At 59.9% G+C, this 19,049-nt stretch carries 20 protein-coding genes; 11 read left to right on the top strand and 9 right to left on the bottom strand.

All coding sequences use genetic code 11. From position 1 onward, the window contains the following. Positions 1-182: 182 nt before the first annotated feature. A complete protein-coding gene (locus tag AMK02_RS09730; RefSeq protein WP_064802264.1) occupies positions 183-1,019 on the bottom strand; it encodes a cell envelope integrity EipB family protein in 837 nt (278 codons plus the stop codon). Between the two features lie 136 nt (positions 1,020-1,155). On the opposite strand from AMK02_RS09730, the gene AMK02_RS09725 reads away from it, so the two are divergent. The 4 genes from AMK02_RS09725 to AMK02_RS09710 all read left to right on the top strand — a co-directional run bounded on the left by AMK02_RS09725 (position 1,156) and on the right by AMK02_RS09710 (position 4,088). Next, on the top strand, positions 1,156-1,626 hold the full coding sequence (locus tag AMK02_RS09725) for a RidA family protein (protein WP_064802263.1): 471 nt from the start codon (positions 1,156-1,158) through the stop codon (positions 1,624-1,626). Beyond that, entirely contained in the window at positions 1,623-2,339 is a 717-nt protein-coding gene (locus AMK02_RS09720; RefSeq protein ID WP_064802261.1) for a glycerophosphodiester phosphodiesterase, read from the top strand. Before AMK02_RS09725 ends, AMK02_RS09720 begins: the two co-directional genes overlap by 4 nt. Before the next feature lie 78 nt (positions 2,340-2,417). After that, entirely contained in the window at positions 2,418-3,608 is a 1,191-nt protein-coding gene (locus tag AMK02_RS09715) for a GNAT family N-acetyltransferase (protein WP_064802260.1), read from the top strand. Positions 3,609-3,662: 54 nt separating this feature from the next. Further along, the gene (locus tag AMK02_RS09710; protein WP_064802258.1) at positions 3,663-4,088 is read left to right on the top strand and encodes an HIT family protein; all 426 of its coding nucleotides are present in this window, start codon (positions 3,663-3,665) and stop codon (positions 4,086-4,088) included. A gap of 75 nt (positions 4,089-4,163) precedes the next feature. On the opposite strand, the gene clpA is transcribed toward AMK02_RS09710, so the two are convergent. The 6 genes from clpA to AMK02_RS09680 form a co-directional block, all read right to left on the bottom strand. After that, entirely contained in the window at positions 4,164-6,653 is a 2,490-nt protein-coding gene (gene clpA / locus AMK02_RS09705) for an ATP-dependent Clp protease ATP-binding subunit ClpA (RefSeq protein WP_064802257.1), read from the bottom strand. Positions 6,654-6,663: 10 nt separating this feature from the next. Further along, positions 6,664-7,017: an ATP-dependent Clp protease adapter ClpS gene (gene clpS / locus AMK02_RS09700; RefSeq protein WP_008526939.1), complete on the bottom strand. Its 354-nt coding sequence runs from the start codon at positions 7,015-7,017 to the stop codon at positions 6,664-6,666. Positions 7,018-7,294: 277 nt separating this feature from the next. After that, positions 7,295-7,666, bottom strand: a complete 372-nt coding sequence (locus AMK02_RS09695; protein ID WP_064802255.1) for a phasin family protein — start codon at positions 7,664-7,666, stop codon at positions 7,295-7,297. Between the two features lie 271 nt (positions 7,667-7,937). Then, entirely contained in the window at positions 7,938-8,141 is a 204-nt protein-coding gene (locus AMK02_RS09690; protein ID WP_011425185.1) for a DUF3126 family protein, read from the bottom strand. A gap of 136 nt (positions 8,142-8,277) precedes the next feature. Continuing rightward, positions 8,278-9,111, bottom strand: a complete 834-nt coding sequence (cysE, locus tag AMK02_RS09685; protein WP_064709189.1) for a serine O-acetyltransferase — start codon at positions 9,109-9,111, stop codon at positions 8,278-8,280. Between the two features lie 128 nt (positions 9,112-9,239). Next, entirely contained in the window at positions 9,240-10,025 is a 786-nt protein-coding gene (locus AMK02_RS09680; RefSeq protein ID WP_064802253.1) for an alpha/beta fold hydrolase, read from the bottom strand. A 155-nt stretch (positions 10,026-10,180) separates the two neighbouring features. On the opposite strand from AMK02_RS09680, the gene AMK02_RS09675 reads away from it, so the two are divergent. After that, complete coding sequence (locus AMK02_RS09675) at positions 10,181-10,426, top strand: zinc-finger domain-containing protein (protein ID WP_064802251.1); 246 nt, start codon at positions 10,181-10,183, stop codon at positions 10,424-10,426. Between the two features lie 29 nt (positions 10,427-10,455). Further along, the gene (locus tag AMK02_RS09670; protein WP_064802249.1) at positions 10,456-11,610 is read left to right on the top strand and encodes an FAD-dependent monooxygenase; all 1,155 of its coding nucleotides are present in this window, start codon (positions 10,456-10,458) and stop codon (positions 11,608-11,610) included. 138 nt (positions 11,611-11,748) lie between these two features. Here AMK02_RS09670 and AMK02_RS09665 read toward each other — a convergent pair whose 3' ends face one another. Next, complete coding sequence (locus tag AMK02_RS09665) at positions 11,749-12,939, bottom strand: cystathionine beta-lyase (protein ID WP_064802247.1); 1,191 nt, start codon at positions 12,937-12,939, stop codon at positions 11,749-11,751. Positions 12,940-13,287: 348 nt separating this feature from the next. On the opposite strand from AMK02_RS09665, the gene AMK02_RS09660 reads away from it, so the two are divergent. The 5 genes from AMK02_RS09660 (at position 13,288) to AMK02_RS30015 (ending at position 18,229) form a co-directional block, all read left to right on the top strand. Next, positions 13,288-14,313, top strand: a complete 1,026-nt coding sequence (locus AMK02_RS09660) for an amino acid ABC transporter substrate-binding protein (protein WP_064802245.1) — start codon at positions 13,288-13,290, stop codon at positions 14,311-14,313. A gap of 94 nt (positions 14,314-14,407) precedes the next feature. Next, positions 14,408-15,610 (top strand): amino acid ABC transporter permease, encoded by a 1,203-nt coding sequence (locus tag AMK02_RS09655; protein WP_064802243.1) that lies wholly within the window; start codon positions 14,408-14,410, stop codon positions 15,608-15,610. A gap of 1 nt (position 15,611) precedes the next feature. Continuing rightward, entirely contained in the window at positions 15,612-16,757 is a 1,146-nt protein-coding gene (locus AMK02_RS09650) for an amino acid ABC transporter permease (protein ID WP_064802241.1), read from the top strand. A 17-nt stretch (positions 16,758-16,774) separates the two neighbouring features. Beyond that, positions 16,775-17,548, top strand: coding sequence for an amino acid ABC transporter ATP-binding protein (locus AMK02_RS09645; protein ID WP_038688615.1), 774 nt, complete (start codon positions 16,775-16,777; stop codon positions 17,546-17,548). 369 nt (positions 17,549-17,917) lie between these two features. Next, positions 17,918-18,229 carry a hypothetical protein gene (locus AMK02_RS30015; protein WP_082929653.1) on the top strand — a complete coding sequence of 104 codons (312 nt, stop codon included), beginning with the start codon at positions 17,918-17,920 and terminating at the stop codon, positions 18,227-18,229. Between the two features lie 251 nt (positions 18,230-18,480). Here AMK02_RS30015 and AMK02_RS09640 read toward each other — a convergent pair whose 3' ends face one another. Continuing rightward, on the bottom strand, positions 18,481-18,873 hold the full coding sequence (locus AMK02_RS09640) for a hypothetical protein (protein ID WP_041678636.1): 393 nt from the start codon (positions 18,871-18,873) through the stop codon (positions 18,481-18,483). Positions 18,874-19,049 lie beyond the last annotated feature (176 nt).

Raw genomic sequence — 19,049 nt, 5'->3', positions numbered from 1 at the left:
GCTTGCGGCGCGTGATGGTCTGGAGGCCTATTTCGCAACTGCAGGCCCCGTCGCATTGGACTGGCCGCTGGAGTCGCACCGATCACAAGAGCAGGACGACAGAAGGCGACTCAATCATCGCTGGTCGCCGACACAATAATGAACTTTATGATACAGTTTTATGACAGCGGAGAAACCGCGGCCTACTTGCAGACCTCAGCCTTGTGATCCAGCAGCTCGAGCTTGGCGAGCTTCCCGGTCAGGACAAAATCGCCATAATCCATCGTCAGGTCGCGGGTGATGCCGTTCTCGTAAAGCTTGAACGACATGCGATAGACCGGCAGCGAATCCGATTTTGCATTCTCGTTGAAATAGGCGATGGTCACCGGCCAGAAGGCCGTCTTCGAGAAGGCGCCGGCATTGCCGGCATCGGCCTCCTCGGCAGCGGGCGTTTCCTGCTTGCCGACGATCGTCGTCGTCACCAGCGACTTGTCGCCGTCATCGGAACCATCGAAAACGCGGGCTTCGAAGAAACGTTTTCCCTCCTTGGCGTTCTGGATCACATCGAGCATATGTTCTGTCGGAAAGCGGCTTTCGCCAAGCTGCAGCTCACGGCTCGCCGGCTGCTTGAGATCGACTTTGACGCCATTGGCCTGATTCTCGGCCGCGCCGTTGACCTCCTTGTCGAGCTGGTCGTCGGTGAAGGATTTGGTGTCAAAGGTAAACTTGCGGTCCTTCAGGTTCTCGAAGGTCTTTGTCTGCTGATCGCTGACGCGCACGCTGTCGCCGGTGTCGATCTGCGTCACGAAGCGGAAATTGGTGGTGAAGCCCTGGCAATAGCTGCCGTCGAATTCATAGACCATGCGGCCGTACATCGAGGCGATGCCGGAGCGGTCCGACGCATCCTTCAATTCCAGATCGTAGACCGCGCGATGGGCGACGAGACCGGTCGCGATCGCAGCGCTTGCCGCAGGCGCACCCGCCCATGCATTGGCGGATACGCTGGCAAGAAGCAGAGCGGCAAGCGACGATCGGAACATTCATTCACTCCTGTTGGACTCAGCCGCGATGTTATATGAACTCTTTCGGCCAAATCGAGGCTCGAAGCTGTCATAATAAAGATTCCAGTCTTGATGCATAATTTTTGAAACATTGACAACAAAAGCGGAGACGAAAATGTCCGACAAAATTGCAGAGCGCCTGACTGAGATGGGGATAACCCTGCCCGAAGCCGCAGCACCTGCCGCAAATTACGTTCCCTATGTCATCAGCGGCAATCTTCTCTATATCTCCGGGCAACTGCCGCTCGACGGCGGCAAAGTCGCCGTATCCGGCCATCTCGGCAAAACGGTCGACGTTGCGAGCGGCCAGCGCGGCGCCGAGCTCTGCGCCATCAACATCCTCGCCCAGGCAAAAGCTGCGCTCGTCGGCGACCTCGGCCGCATCCGGCGCGTCATAAAGCTGAACGGATTCGTCGCCTCGGCGCCCGACTTTGTCGAGCAGCATCTCGTCATCAACGGCGCGTCGAACCTGATTGCCGGCGTGCTCGGCGAGGCGGGCAAACATGCTCGCGCCGCCGTCGGCATGGCCGCTCTGCCGCTGAACGCCGCCGTCGAGATCGACGCTATCATGGAAATCGCAGAATGACCAATGCGGACTGGATCAAGGACGTGCCGGTCGCCCATCGCGGCTATCACGACCTGAATAAGCTTGTCTGGGAAAATACGCTTTCGGCCTTCTCGCGCGCTGTCGAAGCCGGCTTTGCGATCGAATGCGACCTGCATTACGCCTCCGACGGCGTGCCGATCATCTTTCACGACGAGGATCTTCAGCGTCTGTGCAATCTGAACGGCGACGTCCGCGAGCGTACCTCCCGGGAACTCGGGCTGATCGCCGTCGGCGGCACGGGAGACAAGGTGCCGACGCTCCGCCAGCTCCTCGACCTCGTCAAGGGCAAGGTTCCGCTGGTGCTGGAGCTGAAGGGCCGTGAGGCCGACGACGAAGGCTTTGCCGAATCCGTGCTCGAAGTGCTCGAAGGCTATGAGGGCAAGGTCGCGCTGATGAGCTTCGACCATTGGCTGTTGCGCGATCTGAAGGCGCTTGGCTCGCCCTACCCGCTCGGGCTGACCGCCAATGGCAACACGCCGGAAGAGTTTGAGACCCATGCCAAGGCAATGGAGATCGGTCTCGACTTCATCTCCTATTATTATGACGACCTGCCGAATGCCTTCATCACGGGCGAACGCGACAAGGGCATTCCGGTGATGACCTGGACGGTGCGTGACGAAGAGGCGCGCCGGCGCACTTTCGCCAATGCAGACCAGATGACCTTTGAAGGTTTCGACCCGCGTGCGGTTTGACGCTCGCTTTTTGGCCAAGATCATGCGCAGACTGAAACAGAGCCGAAACCCTCCTCCCACAGGCTTCGCATCCGCCGCATGACCGATGAATTGTCCATTCGCGTAGAACGCTCCTTCACCGCGATTTCCCCGGAGAGCTGGTCCAGGCTTTCCGGGGCGTCGAAAGCTTGCAGCACGCTCGCCTATAATCCTTTCGTTTCGCACGCCTTTTTATCGTCGCTAGAAGAATCCGGCTCGGCCACGGCCGAAACCGGTTGGCTCGGCCACCATCTGTTACTCGAAACAGATGGTGGCGAGCTGATCGGCGCCCTGCCCGGCTACCTCAAGAGCCACAGCCAGGGCGAATATGTCTTCGACCACGGCTGGGCCGACGCCTTCGAGCGGGCCGGCGGGCGTTATTATCCCAAGCTGCAGTGCTCGATTCCATTTACACCCGCGACCGGCCCGCGTCTTCTCGTCGCCGAAGGGTTGCAGCGGCTGCCGATCCAGAGCGCGATCGCCGAAAGCCTCAAAGAGGTCGTGCGCCGGCTCGGCATCTCCTCGGCGCACATTACCTTCGTGCCTGATGAAGAGATCGGCGTCTTCGAGATGGATGGCTATCTGCACCGCACCGACCAGCAGTTCCATTTCATCAACGACGGCTATGCCAATCATGACGAGTTCCTCGAAACGCTCGCTTCGCGCAAACGCAAGGCATTGCGCAAGGAGCGCCGCGCCGCGCTCGAAAACGGCATCAGCATCGACTGGCTGACGGGGCGCGATCTGACGGAGCGGATCTGGGACCAGTTCTTCAAATTCTACATGGATACCGGCGGCCGCAAATGGGGCCGGCCCTATCTCACCCGCAAATTCTACTCGCTGATCGGCGAGCGCATGGCCGACGATATCCTGCTCGTCATGGCCAAGCGCGACGGGCGCTATATCGCCGGCGCGATCAATTTCATCGGCGGCGATACGCTCTACGGCCGTCACTGGGGCTGCATCGAGGACCACCCGTTTCTGCATTTCGAGGTCTGCTATCACCAGGCGATCGACTTCGCCCTGGCGAAGGGGTTGAAACGGGTCGAGGCCGGCGCCCAGGGCGAACATAAGCTCGCTCGCGGCTACCTGCCGGTGACGACGCATTCCGCCCATTATGTCGCCCATGCCGGGCTGCGCCGCGCGATCGGCGATTATCTCGCGCGCGAGCGCGCCGATGTCGAACAGATGAGTGAATTGCTGAGTGAGCACAGCCCCTTTCGCAAGGGTGAGCGTCAGCAGGAGGATTGACGCGGCCCCGGCGAGCGCGCTACCCGATCAAATGGAACGTGAGGAGATTTTGCGATGACCAGCGCCTATGACGACAACAATATCTTCGCCAAGATCCTGCGCGGCGAAATTCCCTCGCACCGAATCTTCGAGGACCAGCATACGGTGGCGTTCATGGATGTGATGCCGCAAGCGCCGGGCCACGTGCTCGTCGTTCCGAAGGCGCCTTCGCGCAATATCCTCGATGCCGATCCCGCCACCCTCGTCCATGCCATTACCGTCGTTCAAAAGGTCGCCCGGGCGGTCCAGGAAGTTTTCGACGCCGATGGCGTGTTCATCGCCCAGTTCAACGAACCGGCGGCTGGACAAACGGTGTTCCATCTGCATTTCCATATCATTCCCCGCCATGAGGGCGTGGCCCTCAGGCCGCATTCCGGCAAGATGGAAGACGGCGCTGTGCTTGCCGCCCATGCCGAAAAGATCCGGGCGGCCCTGGCGTAACACGGATCTCTGCCGACGAGGGGAAGCAAAAAAGGCCGCGGGTGACGCGGCCTTTTTTAATTCGGTGACGAGGTCTCACTTCTTGCGCGGAACCTTGGGAACCGTGCTTCCCTTCTTGGGGGCGTCGCGGACCTCGGGCTCGGCCTGCGGGACCGTCTTGGCGCGGGTCTTGCGGGCCGTCTTCGTTTTCAGCTCGCCATCATCCTCGTCGTCGGCTTCGGGATGCACGACCTCGGCTTCCGGCTTCGGCTTGATCGGCGCCGTATCCGGAATGGCTTCCAGCAGGATACCGGGCTTGCCGTCTTCCTTCGGGCCGACGGTGACGTTGACGACGCCGCCCTTCTTCAGCTTGCCGAAGAGGATTTCGTTGGCGAGCGGCTTCTTGATCGTGTCCTGGATCACCCGGGCCAGCGGGCGGGCGCCCATCTTCTCGTCGTAACCCTTTTCTGCGAGCCAGGCGATCGCATCCTCGTGCAGGTCGAAGGTGACATTCCTTTCGGAAAGCTGGGCCTCCAGCTGCATGATGAACTTCTGCACGACCTTGTGAATGACCGCCGTCGGCAGCGCCGCGAACGGAATGATCGCGTCGAGACGGTTGCGGAATTCCGGCGTGAAGAGACGGGTCAGCGCTTCCTCGTCCTCGCCGGTGCGCTTGGACGAGCCGAAGCCGATCGCGGCCTTGGCCATTTCGGAGGCGCCCGCATTCGTCGTCATGATCAGGATGACGTTGCGGAAGTCGATCTTCTTGCCGTTATGGTCGGTCAGCGTGCCGTGGTCCATGACCTGCAGCAGTATGTTGTAGATGTCAGGATGCGCCTTCTCGATTTCGTCGAGCAGGACCACGCAATGGGGATGCTGATCGACGCCATCGGTCAGCAGACCGCCCTGGTCGAAGCCGACATAGCCGGGAGGTGCGCCGAGCAAACGCGAGACCGTGTGCCGCTCCATATATTCCGACATGTCGAAGCGCAGGAGCTCGACGCCGAGCGACGCAGCCAGCTGCTTTGCCACCTCGGTCTTGCCCACACCGGTCGGACCGGAGAAGACATAGGCGCCGATCGGCTTGTTCGGCTCGCGCAGGCCGGCACGCGCCAGCTTGATCGAGGTCGAAAGCGCTTCGATCGCGATGTCCTGTCCGTAGACCACCGAACGCAGTTCCTGCTCGAGATTGGCAAGCACCGCCTCGTCGTCCTTGGAGACGGTCTTCGGCGGAATGCGGGCCATCGTCGCGATCGTCGCCTCGATCTCCTTTTCGGTGATCAGCTTGCGGCGCTTCGACGGCGGCAACAGCATCTGGGCCGCACCCGTTTCGTCGATCACGTCGATCGCCTTATCAGGCAGCTTGCGGTCGGAGATGTAGCGGGCCGAGAGTTCGACGGCCGACTTGATGGCATCGTTCGAATAGCGCAGGTGGTGATACTCTTCGAAATAGGGCTTCAGGCCCTTCATGATCTCGATCGCATCATTGATCGACGGCTCGCTGACGTCGATCTTCTGGAAACGACGCACCAGCGCCCGGTCCTTCTCGAAGAACTGGCGGTATTCCTTGTAGGTGGTCGAACCGATGCAGCGGATGGCGCCCGACGACAGGGCCGGCTTCAAGAGGTTCGATGCATCCATCGCCCCGCCCGAGGTGGCGCCGGCGCCGATCACTGTATGGATCTCGTCGATGAAGAGGACGGCGCCCGGATATTCTTCCAGCTCCTTGACGACCTGCTTCAGACGTTCCTCGAAATCGCCGCGGTAGCGTGTGCCGGCAAGCAGCGTGCCCATGTCGAGCGAGAAGATCGTAGCATCGGCGAGCGCCTCGGGAACCTTGCCTTCGACGATGCGCTTGGCAAGACCTTCGGCGATCGCCGTCTTGCCGACCCCGGGATCACCGACGTAGAGCGGATTATTTTTCGAACGGCGGCACAGGATCTGGATGGTGCGGCTGACCTCGGCATGACGGCCGATCAGCGGGTCGATCTTGCCGCCCTTGGCCTTCTCATTGAGATTGACGCAATAGGCTTTAAGCGCATCCTGCTGCTTCTTGGGCCCGCCCTCTTCCTCGCCGCCGCGCGCCGTCGGCTTGCTCTCGGCCTCTTCCTCGGCGCCGCGCGGAGTGCGGGTCTCCGACGCGCCCGGCCGCTTGCCGATGCCGTGGGAGATGTAGTTGACGGCATCGTAGCGGGTCATCTCCTGCTCCTGCAGGAAATAGGCGGCATGGCTTTCGCGCTCGGCGAAGATCGCAACGAGCACGTTGGCGCCGGTCACTTCCTCGCGGCCAGATGACTGCACATGGATAACGGCCCGCTGGATGACGCGCTGGAAGCCGGAGGTCGGCTTCGAATCCTCGTCGTAACCCGTGATCAGATTGGAAAGTTCGTTATCGACATATTCGACGAGCGTCTTGCGCAGCGCATCGAGATCGACATTGCAGGCGCCCATGACCGCGGCCGCATCGGCGTCGTCGATCAGTGCGAGCAGCAAATGCTCGAGCGTCGCATATTCATGATGCCGCTCGTTGGCAAAGGTCAGTGCCTGATGGAGCGCCTTCTCTAAGCTAGGCGAAAATGTTGGCACGTTCAGATCCTCACTTCTTTTCCATGACGCATTGCAGCGGATGCTGGTGCTGCCGGGCGAAGTCCATCACCTGGCTGACCTTCGTTTCCGCTACCTCGTATGTGAATATTCCGCACTCGCCGACGCCGTGATTGTGGACATGGAGCATGATGCGGGTGGCACTTTCACGGTCCTTCTGAAAAAAACGCTCCAGAATATGAATGACGAATTCCATGGGCGTATAATCGTCATTCAAAAGCAGCACGCGATAGAGGTTGGGCTTCTTGGTCTTTGGCTTGGTGCGCGTGATGACCGAGGTTCCGCGATTTCCGTTGTCCCCGTTCCTTTCGCTGTCGTTCTGCATCCGGATCGGCTTTGCGATCATTGTCATTCATTCCTCGATCAATCCGGCGGAGCATGGGAGGGTGCTTTTCCCGCCGAATATCTGAAACACTAACTTAGTTCATAATGGGCCGATTTTAAGCCCCCTTTCAGACACTGCAATCAAGAAATGCCGGCATGCACGGGAAAGACCAAAAAAGTCCCCGGGGCCGATCCGAGCGGACGCTGTGGCGAAGGTGGAAACAAAAAAGACCGGCTACAGATGCGTAGCCGGTCCCGGTATTTCAATATGTCGCGCAGGTTGCGCCGGCGCAATCAACTCATGCGGCGGCAGGCGTTGCCGCCGGCGCCTGCCTGCCCGTCTTGGCGACGGCAGCGGCGATCGGAGCCTCGTAAGGCTTATAGGCAGACTTGGCGAGATCGGCGTACATTTCGCCGAGCTTGGTGGCTTCGGAAACGAAGCTCTCATAGCTGGACTTGACGTAGCTGGTCTGCAGCTCGAACACGGCCTCGAAGCTCTTGGCCCCGGCCAGCGTTTCGAAATGCGTCACCGCATCCTGAAAGGACTTCTTCGAATAATCAGCAGCTTCGGCGGCGATTGCCTGAAAGCCCCTCGCCGTATCGGAATAGGTTCTCAACGCCGTATCGACGGCTTCCTTGCTCTTCCTGTTTGCTTCGTCAAAGTTGAACATGGCCGTCCTCCGTTGGGCTGTTGGATGGCGGCAGGGTAGCCGCAACGCACAAATAGTCAAGTAGTCTTGTGCGGCGCAAAACATCTACAGGTTGCGTTACAGCGATAAGACAAAGCGGGCGCGCCTGTGAACGTACCTCTTTAACGGTTTTTGCTAATATATATCACAATGCCACAACCACGCGTTTTAAAAAAAATTTGATTCGGCAGCAAAAAAACAAAAAAGACCGGGCGGATGCGCCGCCCGGTCCGCTTCAAGTTCTCATGCGCGATCAAAGATCGACGTCGAGGATCGCCATCGAAAAGTTGTAGGAGCGATCGCCGTCTTCGTCGTCGACATAGACGACGCCCAGAAATTCTTCGCCGAGATACACTTCCGCGGAATCGTTCTTGCGCGGACGCGCCTTGACGATGATCTGCGGGTTGAACATGCGCTTGAAATAGGCGTCGAGCTTCTTGATTTCTTCAGGCTTCACTCTGTCATCTCCGTAAGCGGTCTTGATTGGCCGCTTCTTGCACAGGAAAAGCAGCGGTGTAAAGGCGGGCTGCTGCTTGGGCAGTGGCTGTCCCCGCTCGGTTCCTGCCGGTTTTCCTTTCCTTTCGAACAGGCGCTCAGATATCGGCGCCGATCACCTGGTCCATGTTGCGCGACGGTTCGGAACAACCGGCCTCGCCGACGACCTTGGCCGGCACGCCTGCGACCGTCTTCTTGGGGGGCACCGCCTTCAGCACGACAGAGCCAGCGGCGACGCGCGAGCAGTAGCCGATCTCGATATTGCCGAGGATCTTGGCGCCGGCGCCGATCATGACGCCGCTGCCGATCTTCGGGTGGCGATCGGCGCCCTCCTTGCCGGTGCCGCCGAGCGTCACGCCGTGCAAGATCGAGACATTGTCGCCGATGACGGCCGTCTCGCCGACGACGAGGCCGGTGGCGTGATCGAGGAAGATGCCCTTGCCGATACGCGCGGCCGGATTGATGTCGGTCTGGAAGACGCTGGAGGAGCGGCTCTGCAGGTACAGCGCGAAATCACGCCGGCCACGGTTCAACAGCCAGTGGGCGAGACGATGCGTCTGCAGCGCATGAAAGCCCTTGAAATAAAGCACCGCTTCCATGAAGCGCAGGCAGGCGGGATCGCGGTCGTAGATTGCCTGGATATCGACGCGCAGGATCGAGCTCCACTCCGGCCAGTCGAGCAGCATTTCCTCGAAGGTCTGACGCAGCAGGTTCGCCTGCATATCCGGATGATCGAGACGTTCGCAGATGCGGTGGATGACGCATTCCTCAAGCGAATGGTAATTGATAACCGTCGAGTAGAGGAAGGCGGCGAGAACCGGATCCTTTTCGGCCGCGATCCGTGCTTCCTCGCGCAGGCTGTCCCAGATGGGATCCATCACTTTCAGCGGATGGCCGGTCTCAAAAGCACGGATATCTGTCTTGGCGACCATCGCCGCTCTCCTCGTTGCCAGCCGGAATGCCGTTTTCGGAATACCGATATATAGAGGAAAACGGCAATAACATAAATGGGTGCCGTCGCCATGGTTTTTTAGCATGGTTTTTCGGCATCACGATGATGTCACCGCTCGGCGACCCTTGCGTAGAAGGCCAGCACCGCCAGCTTGAAAACCTTATCGCCGACGGCGAGCATATGATCGCGGCCGGGAATATCGAGCGCTTCGGCCTCGGGCATCAGGGCAGCCAGTTCCTGCGGCGAGCCGGCGATATCGTCCTTGGTGCCGACGCCGATCAGGGTCGGCATGTCGAGCTTGCCCATATCGGAGCGAGCGACGAGGTCGCGCGAGCCGCGGATGCAGGCGGCAAGCGCAGTGCGGTCGCTCTTAGTCTGTTCGGCGAAGGCGCGGAACATGCGGCCGCGCTCATGCGTCACGACCTCCAGCGACGGAGCCAGCAGCGCATCGGCGATCGGGTCCCAGTCGCCGACCCCATCGGTCATGCCGATGCCGAGGCCGCCGAGCACCAGCGAGCGGACGCGGTGCGGATTGGCGAGTGCTGCAAAAACGGAAATGCGCGCGCCCATCGAATAGCCCATGAGATTGGCCTCAGGGATGCCGAGATGATCGAGCAAGGCGATCGCATCGCCGGCCATGACCCAGGGGCGATACGCTTCGGCATCGTGCGGCTTGTCGCTCGCGCCATGGCCGCGATTGTCGATGGCAATCACCCGATAGCCGGCATCTCCCAACGTCTTCAACCACCCCGGATGCACCCAATTGACGTTCGCCGTCGAGGCAAAACCATGGATCAGCAGGACAGGCACGCCGGACGGGTCGCCCTCATCGAAAAAGGCGATCTCCAATCCGTCATGAGTGAAGCTTGAAAATGCAGGTGTATTCAGGTTCATCGGGCCTTCCTTTTGGCGCGACCATAGTCGAGCCGCCTCTCGGCGTGAAGCCAAAATAGTGGGTAAAAACTGTGCCCGGAGCGGCGCTTTGGCTCTACACATTTGCGGCGAAGGCTTATAAGGTCCGCGCACTTTCAAAGCATTCGGAGAGCGACATGGCCGGCCATAACATTCCCCACTTCCAGAACGACGGCGGTCATCGCGTCATCGAGGTCGGCGTCAAGGAATTCATGTGCACCGGCGCTTCGGTTCCGTTCGACCATCCGCATATCTTCATCGACATGGGCGACGACAACGAGAAGGTCTGTTCCTACTGCTCGACGCTCTACCGCTATAATCCTTCTCTCAAGCCGAGCCAGACCAATCCGGCCGGCTGCGTTTTCCATGTGAAGGCGGCGTAAACCGTCCAGAATCCGGATCGGACTTGATAATGCCGGTCGAACATGCCGCCATCATCGGCGCCGGTATTGCCGGGCTGACCGCTGCGCTTTCGCTTTCGCGGCGGGGCATCAGCTCGGAGATTTTCGAGCAGGCGGATGAACTCGCCGAGGTCGGCGCAGGATTGCAGGTTTCGCCGAACGCCTCCCGCATCCTGGCAGAACTCGGCGTCCTCGAGGGACTTTCAAAAGTCTGGCTCGAACCGGAGGCGATCCGGCTGATGTCAGGCGGTTCGCTGCGCCAGCTTGCGGCCGTGCCGGCCGGCAAATTCGCGCGGCAGCGCTGGGGGGCACCCTATGGCGTGCTGCACCGCGCCACATTGCAGAATGCGCTTCTCACCGCAGTCGAAGCCGATCCGCTCTGCCGGCTTCATCTCGGCGCGCGAATGGAATCGAATTCGCCACCTGTCGAACGGGCCGCCGATGTGGTCATTGGCGCGGATGGCGTCTGGTCGAAACTCCGGCACTCCATACCCGGCAGCCCCTCACCGCGCTTTTCCGGCAACATCGCCTACCGCTTCACCATTGCCGAAGACGAGGCGCCGGGTTTTCTCGACCGGACAAGCGTTTCGGCCTTTCTCGGCGGATCGGCGCATCTTGTCTGCTATCCGCTGAAAGAGACCGGAAGCATCAACATGGTGGCGATCACCGCCGGCAATGCCGCGCCGCAGGCTTGGGGGAACGAGCCGACGGCAGAGCAGCGCGCGCGGCTCCGGGCGCAGCTTTCCGGTTGGAACAGCGCGATCATGTCGCTGCTCGAAAAACAGCCGAAGCTGACGTTCTGGCCGCTCTTCGAAACCACGTCGGGCGCGTGGCAGGACGGCCGCGAGACGGTTCTGATCGGCGACGCCGCGCATGCGATGATGCCCTTTGCCGCCCAGGGAGCGGCCATGGCGATCGAAGACGCCTACGAACTTGCCGCGGTTCTTTCAAACCGTCCGGTGGCGGAAGCACTGGCGCTCTTTGAAAGGCATCGTGCGCCGCGCATTGCAAAGCTTCGCCAGCGCGGCGCCTTCAACAAATTTGCCTATCATGCGAAGGGGCCGATCCGGATCGGCCGTGATCTGGTGCTCGGCCTCAAGCCGCCGCAAAGCCTGGCGGCCGATCTCGACTGGATCTACGGCTACCGGGCTCGGAGCACGCTGTAAGGCGCCGCAAGCGGCCGCAGCCCCTAAAGCGCATCGCGATCTTTCAGATTCGCTCATGCGCTTTAGGTATTTGTTCTACGCATTTGTTGCCGCAAAACCGCTGCACATTTTTGCGCGACATACTTTAGCCGCAACTGCTCAGACGGCGCTTGCCGCCGCGAAACCCCGTTCGATATCGGCCTTGAGGTCGGCCACATCTTCTAGGCCGATCTGCAGGCGGATGACCGGCCCCTCCTTCGGCGCCTTGGCGACCTTGCGGTCGTTCAGATTGGCCTGTAGCGCGAGGCTTTCAAAGCCTCCCCAGGAATAGCCGAGACCGAAAATCCTGAGCGCGTCGAGGAAGGCGTGGGCCTTCGCCTTGAATTTCTGGGGGCTCTCCGCGGCAAGCACGAAGGAAAAGATACCGCTGGCGCCCGTAAAATCGCGTTTCCAGATAGTGTGAGAGGGGAAACTCGGCAGCGCCGGATGCAGCACGCGGGCGACATCCTCCCTGCCCTCCAGCCATTCGGCGATATCAAGCGCGCTTTGATAATGGCGCTCGAGGCGCAGGCCCATGCTGCGCAGTCCGCGCAGGATCTGATAGGCATCGTCGGGCGCGCCACAGATACCGAGCACGCCGTTCGCCTCCTTCAGCCGCTCCCAGTGCTCGGCATTGGCCGACACCGTTCCGAGCAGGATGTCGGAATGGCCGGATGGATATTTGGTCGCTGCATGGATGGAGATGTCGACGCCGTGATCGAGCGGCCGGAAATAGAGCGGCGTCGCCCAGGTATTGTCCATCATGACGACGGCGCCATGGCGATGGGCGACCGCCGAGATCGCCGGAATATCCTGCATTTCGAAGGTATTGGAACCGGGAGCCTCGGTATGGACGAGCCTGGTGTTCGGCCGGAACAGCGTCTCGATGCCGCTGCCGATCGCCGGATCGTAATATTCCACCTCGACGCCGAGCCGCTTCAGCATCGTATCGCAGAAATGGCGGGTCGGGCCATAAACCGAATCGACGACGAGTGCGTGATCGCCGGCGGCGACGAACCCCAGGAACGGAATGGTGACGGCCGCCAGCCCGGAGGGGACGAGGATCGTGCCGGCAGAACCTTCGAGCGCATCGATCGCCTCGCAGAGCGCGTCCGTCGTCGGTGTGCCGCGCGTTCCATAGGTGTATTTCTGCGAGCGCGTGTCCATCGTCGCCGCATTCGGAAACAGGACCGTCGAGGCATGCACGACCGGCGGATTGACGAAGCCGTGATAGTCGAAGGGGTCGTTGCCGATATGGGTCAGGCGGGTGTTGATGCCGGCGGTCTGCAGCAAGCTGTCTTTGTCTTTCATGTCGGAAATAGCCTTTGGCGAGGGGCGCAAAACCAGACTTTTGGACGCCTCGACCGGTCCGGTCAACCCCTCGAGGAGGGGGACACCAGTCGCGAGGTTTTTCTAAATTCGCGTTATTTTTCCGCAATTGGGCGCTCATTTCCTAGCCAACCGCCTTCGAATGTGGCGCAATCCGGCAAAATGCTGAATTTTGCCGCAATTATTGATGGCGACACTTGACCATGGTGACATTTGCGACTGTGATAGGGTACTCGCGCCGGGAGGGTGTCGAGACGATGGGGGTGGCAGAGTTTTCCGCCGGAACGCCCCACAAGAAAATATAATACAACGGAAAAGGTTGGGAAAAAAATGAAGAACAAGCTTCTGTCCGCCGCGATCGGCGCAGCAGTTTTCGCTCTTGGCGCCTCGGCTGCTTCGGCCACGACTCTCGGTGATGTAAAGGCAAAGGGTTTCATTCAGTGCGGCGTCAACACCGGTCTCGCCGGCTTCGCAGCGCCTGACGCTTCCGGCAACTGGGCGGGCTTCGACGTCGACTTCTGCAAGGCTGTCGCTTCGGCCGTGTTCGGCGACCCCACCAAGGTGAAGTTCACGCCGCTCAGCGCCGCCAATCGCTTCCCTGCCCTGCAGTCGGGCGAAATCGACGTCCTTGCCCGCAATACGACCTGGTCGATCAACCGCGATACGGCACTCGGCCTGAACTTCCGTTTCGTCAACTATTATGACGGCCAGGGCTTCATGGTCCGCAAGAGCCTGAACGTGAAGTCGGCATTGGAACTCTCCGGCGCGTCCGTGTGCGTCCAGTCGGGCACGACCACCGAGCTCAACCTCGCCGATTATTTCAAGGCGAACAATCTTCAGTACAATCCGGTCGTCTTCGAAAAGCTGGACGAGGTCAACGCCGCCTATGATGCCGGCCGTTGCGACGTCTACACCACCGACCAGTCCGGTCTGTATTCGCTGCGCCTGACGCTGAAGAACCCGGACGAACACGCGATCCTGCCGGAAATCATCTCCAAGGAACCGCTCGCCCCGGCTGTTCGTCAGGGTGACGACCAGTGGTTCGATATCGTCAGCTGGGTCGGCTATGCCATGATCAATGCTGAAGAATTCGGCATCACGCAGGCCAATGTCGACGACATGAAGAACTCGCCGAACCCTGACATCAAGCGCTTCCTCGGCGTCGAGGCGGATACCAAGATCGGCACCGATCTCGGTCTGACCAACGACTGGGCTTACAACATCGTCAAGAACGTCGGCAATTACGGCGAAGTCTTCGAGCGTAACATCGGCCAGGGCAGCCCGCTCAAGATTGCGCGCGGCCTTAACGCCCTGTGGAACAAGGGCGGCATTCAGTACGCTCCGCCGGTTCGCTGAGCGGCATCACGCATGAAGCCGGAAAGGCGGGCGACCGCCTTTCCCCTCCAATAAAAAAGCTCCGAAAAGGAGCGTAATGGGGAATTGGCCAAGCATGACGCATCAGGCTTTGGATTCAACACGTGTATCCAGGAGCGGCTGGAGCCTTCAGTCCGCCCTCTACGACCCGACAATTCGGGGCATTTTCTTCCAGGTTCTCACCATCGTCCTGCTGGTCGTCTTCGTCTGGTGGGTCGCGCACAACACTGCCGTCAATCTGGCGCGCGCCAACATCGCGTCGGGCTTCGGTTTTCTGAACGGCCGTGCCGGGTTCGAGGTCGGTCAGTCGCTGATCGCTTATTCAAGCGATTCGACCTACGGCCGGGCGCTGGTCGTCGGCCTTCTGAATACGATCCTGATCGCCGTTACCGGCATCATCACCGCCACCATCATCGGCTTCATCATCGGCATCGGCCGCCTGTCGAGGAACTGGCTGATTGCCAAGCTGTGCACGGTCTACGTTGAAGTCTTCCGCAATATCCCGCCGCTGCTTGTCATTTTCTTCTGGTATTCGGGCGTTCTGGCGGTTCTCCCGAATGCGCGCGAGTCACTGCATCTGCCGCTCGGGGCGTATCTGAACAACCGTGGGCTTTCTTTCCCCAAACCGATTTTCGGCGAGACTTTCTGGCTCGTCGGCGTCGCCTTCGTCGTCGCGATCATCGCCGTTATCGTCACGGTCCGATGGGCGCATCGCCGGCAGGCAGCGACAGGTCAGCCGTTCCATACGATCTGGGCTTCGATCGGCCTGCTGATCGGCCTGCCGCTGATCGTCTTCCTGGTCGCAGGCGCGCCGCTTTCCTTCGATTATCCGATCGCGGGCAAATTCAACCTCACCGGCGGCTCCGTCGTCGGGCCTGAATTCATGTCGCTCTTCCTGGCACTTTCCTTCTACACCGCTGCCTTCATCGCCGAAATCGTGCGCGCAGGCATTCGCGGTGTGCCGAAGGGACAGACCGAAGCTGCGGCCGCACTCGGGCTTCACCCCTCGTCGATCACCCGGCTGGTCGTCATTCCGCAGGCCTTCCGCATCATCATTCCGCCGCTGAGCAGCCAGTATCTCAATCTGACCAAGAACTCGTCGTTGGCGATCGCCATCGGTTTTGCCGATCTCGTCGCCGTCGGCAGCACGACGCTGAACCAGACCGGTCAGGCTGTCGAGGTGATCCTTATCTGGATGGTTATTTACCTCAGCCTCAGCGTCGTAACTTCGTTGTTGATGAACTGGTTCAATGCCAAGATGGCGCTGGTGGAGAGGTAAGATGAGCAACGCTTTCGTCAGAACCGCCATACTGGCGCCGGAACCGCCGCCCTCGGCAGAGAAAGGCCCGGTCGCTTGGATTCGGCGTAACCTGCTTGCGACCCCCAAGGACATGGTCCTTACCATCCTGGCGCTGGTCTTTGTCGTTTGGGCCCTCCTGCACGCGCTCGACTGGCTCTTCGTGCAGGCGGTTTGGAGCGGCCCGGACCGCACCTTCTGCGCCACTGCCGTACAGGGTGGCATCCAACCGGATGGCTGGAGCGGTGCATGCTGGGCCTTCGTCAATGCCAAATTCGACCAGTTCATCTTTGGACGTTATCCGCTCGACGAGCGCTGGCGCCCGACGCTGGTCGGCATTCTTTTCGTACTCCTGTTGGTGCCGATGCTCATCCCTTCGGCGCCGCGTAAGGGCGTCAACGCCCTCCTGCTCTTCGGCGTGCTGCCGATCGTTTCCTTCTTTCTGCTTTACGGCGGATTTGGCCTGGATATCGTCGAGACCCCACTCTGGGGCGGGCTGCTGGTGACGCTGGTGCTCTCTTTCGTCGGCATCGCCGTCTCCTTCCCTCTCGGCATCATCCTGGCGCTCGGAAGGCGCTCGCAGATGCCGGTCATCCGCACCTTCTGCGTCGTCTTCATCGAAGTCGTCCGCGGCGTGCCGCTGATTACCGTCCTGTTCATGGCGAGCGTCATGCTGCCGCTTTTCCTGCCGGCCGGCTGGACGGTAGACAAGCTCTTGCGCGCGATCATCGGGGTATCGATCTTCGCCTCCGCCTATATGGCGGAAGTCATCCGCGGCGGCCTGCAGGCTATTCCCAAGGGCCAGTTCGAGGGCGCGGATTCGCTCGGGTTGGGCTACTGGCAGAAGATGCGGTTGGTGATCATGCCGCAGGCAATCAAGTTGGTGATCCCCGGCATCGTCAACACCTTCATCGGCATGTTCAAGGACACCTCGCTGGTATCGATCATCAGTATGTTCGACCTTCTCGGCATCGTTCGCCTCAACTTCGTCGATCCGAACTGGGCAACCGCAGTAACGCCGCTGACGGGGCTGATATTCGCTGGCTTCGCCTTCTGGCTTTTCTGCTTCGGCATGTCGCGCTATTCAGCATTCATCGAACGTCACCTCGACACCGGCCACAAACGATAAGAATGAGGGAAATAATCATGGCTGAAGCTCCAGCTAAGAAGCTCACCGTTTCCGCAACGGAAGTGGCGATCGAAATCATCAACATGAACAAGTGGTACGGCGATTTCCACGTGCTGCGCGACATCAACCTGAAGGTCATGCGCGGCGAACGCATCGTCATCGCCGGCCCGTCCGGTTCGGGCAAATCGACGATGATCCGCTGCATCAACCGTCTCGAAGAGCACCAGAAGGGCCAGATCATCGTCGACGGCACCGAACTCACCAACGATCTGAAGAAGATCGACGAGGTGCGCCGCGAGGTCGGCATGGTATTCCAGCACTTCAACCTCTTCCCGCACCTGACGATCCTCGAAAATTGCACGCTGGCGCCGATCTGGGTGCGCAAGATGCCGAAGAAGCAGGCGGAAGAAATCGCCATGCACTTCCTGAAGCGGGTCAAGATCCCCGAACAGGCCAACAAATATCCGGGCCAGCTTTCCGGCGGTCAGCAGCAGCGCGTGGCCATCGCCCGGTCGCTCTGCATGAACCCGAAGATCATGCTGTTCGACGAGCCGACTTCGGCGCTCGATCCGGAAATGATCAAGGAGGTGCTCGACACCATGGTCGGCCTCGCGGAGGAAGGAATGACCATGCTCTGCGTCACCCACGAAATGGGTTTTGCCCGCCAGGTCGCCAACCGCGTCATCTTCATGGATCAGGGGCAGATCGTCGAGCAGAATTCGCCAGCCGAATTCTTCGACAATCCGCAGCACGAGCGCACCAAGCTGTTCCTCAGCCAAATCCTGCACTGACCCCGAATGCTGAACTTGTTGGAGGCCCGCCGCACCTTTTGGGTTCGGCGGGTCTTTCATGTTCAGCGGGCGGCGGCGGCCTGCAACAGATTGCAGACACCGGCAGGACGGGAATCGCCGCCGCCCGGCGGAAGGTGCGGGCCGATCTCCTGGATTGATCCATTGAGGGGCCGCCGCGCTGGCGGTCCCGGCCATGCCGAGAGCGGTTCAGCTTTTGCATGGAAGCGCAGAACCGCTCTAAATTTTTGTTTTTACACAATTCCGGGACTGGAATTGCTCCAGCACCCCATCCCTCTTGCCCGCAGGCGTTGAAACAAATAACCTCCCGCTCGATTACTTCGATGATCAACCAGAGGAGAACTAAACCCAATGAGATTGATGGCAGTCGTTGGCGTTGCACTTAGCCTGGGCTGTATTTCGGCCGCAGAATCTCCTTCAAACTATCAATCCTACAGTGGCGTACGGGTCGAAACAGACCCTGCCCTCCTCTCTCGATACGACAAAGCTCTTCAGTGGTGCGTGCCGGAGGCAGGCTCATGGCGACGCGGGTCGCCGGATCCGCAGAGCCTGCACTATAACGCGGCGCTTAGAAATTGCCTCTACAGGCGCGGCTTTGTCGATCGAGGCGTCTACGCTTACCCCATCCCCAAGATTTACTTCGATCATTTCCTGGATCGCTGAGAAGATCCGAACGGTTCTAATTTGCCATAGGACTTCAAAAGCCGGGAACACAAGCCCGGCTGTATCGGCGTGGCTTGTCGACGGCGGGCGCATATCAGCTTTTGGCGCTGTCGGATGGCCGGCCCTTGCCGTCCGGCATTTACCACGGGGATGGTGGAAGCTGCAGCGCGGCTTTCAGGGCAACCGGAGCAGCGGGATTGGACCGAGCTCCATAAGTGCGGAGATCGGGAGCTGCGGGATGGATGCGAACCTCAACCGACGGTCGACACCGCATGTACTTTCATGTCATCTCGAACTTCGTAGAACTTGCTGCCGTCGATATAGATAAAATGGCAGCTTGGCTTTTCGCCTTTGCCGGCAGAACAGGCCTTATCCCCCTTGAAGGTGAGTTTCGTTTTCACGTCGATCGTTTTGCCGCCGACATCGGCCTTGCCGGTAATGGTCCCCTTCTTCCAACTCCAAACGAGTTCGGCGGTCACAGGCTTTTCGAGATCGACAATCTCTACCTTCACATGCTTGCCATCAGCAAAAGCTTTGAACTCGTCCATAGTAGCCTTTTTGGCCCCTGCAGGAAGATCAACCGCGTAGGCATTCATTGCAGTTAGAAATGCAGCGGCGCTGATGCTCACAAAGATCGTTCTCATACTCGCCCCCTAAGAATTGACCAGGGAGGGTATACGTTGTCGACGGCAGCAGCATCCCACCTATTGCGGCTAGAGGCAGTATAGCGCAGATCGAACATATATAATCCCACGATATTTCAACTTTCTGGCGACATCCTCAGAATTTCTGTCTTTGTCTTGGCTGCAACGCACCACAC

It is taken from the genome of Rhizobium sp. N731 (assembly GCF_001664145.1).
In the GTDB taxonomy this organism is placed as follows: Bacteria; Pseudomonadota; Alphaproteobacteria; order Rhizobiales; family Rhizobiaceae; genus Rhizobium; species Rhizobium esperanzae.
Note: the sequence above shows the minus strand (reverse complement) of the source record. Positions and strands in the feature narration are given on the sequence as shown.